The organism is Mesorhizobium sp. M1006, assembly GCF_040318825.1.
In the GTDB taxonomy this organism is placed as follows: Bacteria; Pseudomonadota; Alphaproteobacteria; order Rhizobiales; family Rhizobiaceae; genus Mesorhizobium.
The window spans coordinates 1-2,615 of record NZ_JAMYMZ010000114.1 but is presented as its reverse complement, the minus strand read 5'-3'; the positions used below and the strand labels follow the sequence as shown (position 1 = coordinate 2,615).

Here is a 2,615-nt window from a genome sequence, read left to right as displayed (position 1 = left end):
CCACGCCCTCGAAGAAGATCCGCCGCCCGGTCGCGAGCCGATCGACTGGAAGCTGGTGACCAACTTGCCGGTCGAAGATCTCTCCATGGCGGTCGAGAAGCTCGGCTGGTATGCCCTGCGCTGGAAGGCGGAGGTGTTCCACAAGGTCATGAAGTCCGGCTGCCGTGCCGAGGAGGCGAGGCTCGAGACCGCCGAGAGGCTGGCGAAGTTTCTCGTCCTCATCGCGGTGGTCAGCTGGCGCATATTCTTCGTCACTATGTCGGCGCGCGCCAAGCCAGACGCCGCGCCCGACAGCGTTCTCACCTTCGCCGAGATCACTGCGCTCGACCGGATCGACGCGTCCCGAACGCGACCGCGCCTCCAACGGCCCACGCTCGCCGCTTACCTGCTACAAATCGCCATGCTTGGCGGCTATCTCGCCCGCAACCATGATCCGCCTCCCGGCACATGGTCGTCTGGCGCGGCATGACCCGCTTGCACGACATCGCCTTCGGCATTTCCATTGGATCAAGCCGACGATGTGGGTAATCGGAAGCCGGTAGGGACCGCGGCGTGCCGGATTTGAAGGAACAACTAGCTGTCGCCGGTTAGGTGGGCTGGGGTAACAGAGCCGATCACTGTGTCCTAAACCTAACATTGGCTCCACAATCCCTTGTGCTTTGCAGGGAGCTTTTGGCTCTCACCGCTTTGGACGGCTTGAGGAAAATGATTGTAAATCAGCTACCTAGCTGCCGCGTCTTCAGTCGGCACGTCCCTTGCAGGGAGAACAGCATATACATCAAATGCCAAATTGAGGGGCCCACAATGTCGCGTCAAATGAAGTTTGTAGCGTTTCTCATGGCGGGGCCAACTTGCCATCATCATGCGATGTGGCGCCATCCGCAAACAGAGAACAGGTTTCTCGAGCCGGCGTTCTGGGAGACGCTGGCGCGCACGCTCGAGGCCGGGAGATTTGATGGGTTCTTCTTCGCCGATGTTCTAAGTTTCTATAACGAAACTATTATGGCGCGGGGCGGGCAGATGTCGCTGCTTGATCCTGTCCCTCTTGTCGCGATGATGGCGCGGGCGACGTCACGCATTGGACTCGGCGTGACGATTTCGACGAGTTTCCAAGAGCCCTATGCGATTGCCCGCATGCTTTCCTCGCTCGATGCGCTGAGCGCCGGCCGCATCGCCTGGAACATCGTAACTTCCGCAATCGACCAGGAGGCACAGTTTTTTGGTGAGGAGGCGCTCCTGCCGCGCAGTGAACGTTACGACCGCGCCGAGGAGGTCCTGAAAGTGTGTCTTGACTTGTGGACGGGGTGGGCCGACGGCGCGCTCGTTTGCGACAAGAAAAGCGGCGACTTCATTGATGAGGCGAAGATGCGCCGCACCGAGATCGCCGGGCAACACGTCGGGGCAAGGGGCGTGTTCACCGTCCCGCCCAGTCCTCAGCGGCATCCGGTCATCATGCAGGCCGGATCGTCACCGCGCGGCCGCGATTTCGCCGCTAGCTACGCCGAGCTTGTCTTTACGCTTCAGCATTCGTTGCCGGACATGCAGAAATTCTACGCCGAGATGAAGGGTCGCGTCGACAAGGCAGGGCGGAATCCGGACGATTGCGCCATCCTCGTCTCCGTGGACCCGATCGTCGGCGAAACAGAATCGATTGCCCGTGAGAAGCAGAGCTACATCAATGACTTGGTCGACCCAAGCCTCGCCATCCCTTTCATGTCGGCCCATACCGGGCTCGATCTGTCGCAATACCCGATAAACAAGCCAATTGGCGACATTCCGGCAGAAGCCGGTTCTCGCGGCTCCTTTGATATCATTCTTCAAGGTACAAAGGCCAGTAACCTCACGCTCGGCGAAGCGGCCAAACAATTTGCCATAAGCGAACTTTGCCCTCAAGTCGTCGGCACGCCCGAGAGAGTGGCCGACGAGCTTCAGGGATTCTTCGAAAATAAGGGCTGCGATGGCTTCATCGTGACGCCCACCGAAATGCCGGGCTCCTTCGAGGCCTTCACGCGATCGGTCGTCCCTATCCTTCAAAAGCGCGGTTTATTCCGCAAGGAGTACCCGGGCTCGACTCTGAGGGAAACGATCAAAGCATAAGCGATGAGGCATTTTTCTTTCACCTCCAAGCAAGGATCACAGATGAGTTCGAATACCCTTTCGCATCTCCGCTTATTACAGCAACTATTCTTGCCTGCGCGAGGCTCTGCGGCTGGCTGGCCGGTACGGTGATCTGCGGTGCTGTCACCTTGACAGTCTTCCGCCGATGGTTTGGTCCGAGAGGGGTTGGCAGGATGTGTTTTGACGTTAGCCGATCTCGTTTCTGCAACGGCGGCGGGCAATCGATGAGATCGTGATCGTCTGGCGTTAGGGACAGCGGAGTTTTGCTCCGCAGACCCCGGTTCGAACCCAAGTCCCTCAACCAGTTCAGAACATTTCTAATTTAATTGCCGGCTCCTTGGAAGCTCCATAGCGAAAGCGGTTGCCGCTGACCTCGATACTTTGGCGATGCGGAGGGCCAGACCTAGGAGTGGACGACGAGTGAGACGTTCTCAGCCAGAAAGATTGCGCTTGCGCGAAGGAAAACATATGCAGCACATACTAAAGCGCATTGCCGC

General features: G+C 58.5%; 1 protein-coding gene and 1 pseudogene. Both read left to right on the top strand.

Annotated elements, in window-relative coordinates; genetic code table 11:
- A pseudogene (locus NKH60_RS34670) lies at positions 1 to 469 on the top strand (IS4 family transposase); the annotation flags it as partial.
- A 335-nt stretch (positions 470 to 804) separates the two neighbouring features.
- Positions 805 to 2,097 carry an LLM class flavin-dependent oxidoreductase gene (locus NKH60_RS34665; RefSeq protein ID WP_352875083.1) on the top strand — a complete coding sequence of 431 codons (1,293 nt, stop codon included), beginning with the start codon at positions 805 to 807 and terminating at the stop codon, positions 2,095 to 2,097.
- Positions 2,098 to 2,615: the final 518 nt, after the last annotated feature.

Bases quoted from the DNA above. Each gene is read 5' to 3' on its own strand.
- NKH60_RS34665 (WP_352875083.1), top strand. From the start codon at position 805: ATGTCGCGTCAAATGAAGTTTGTAGCGTTTCTCATGGCGGGGCCAACT.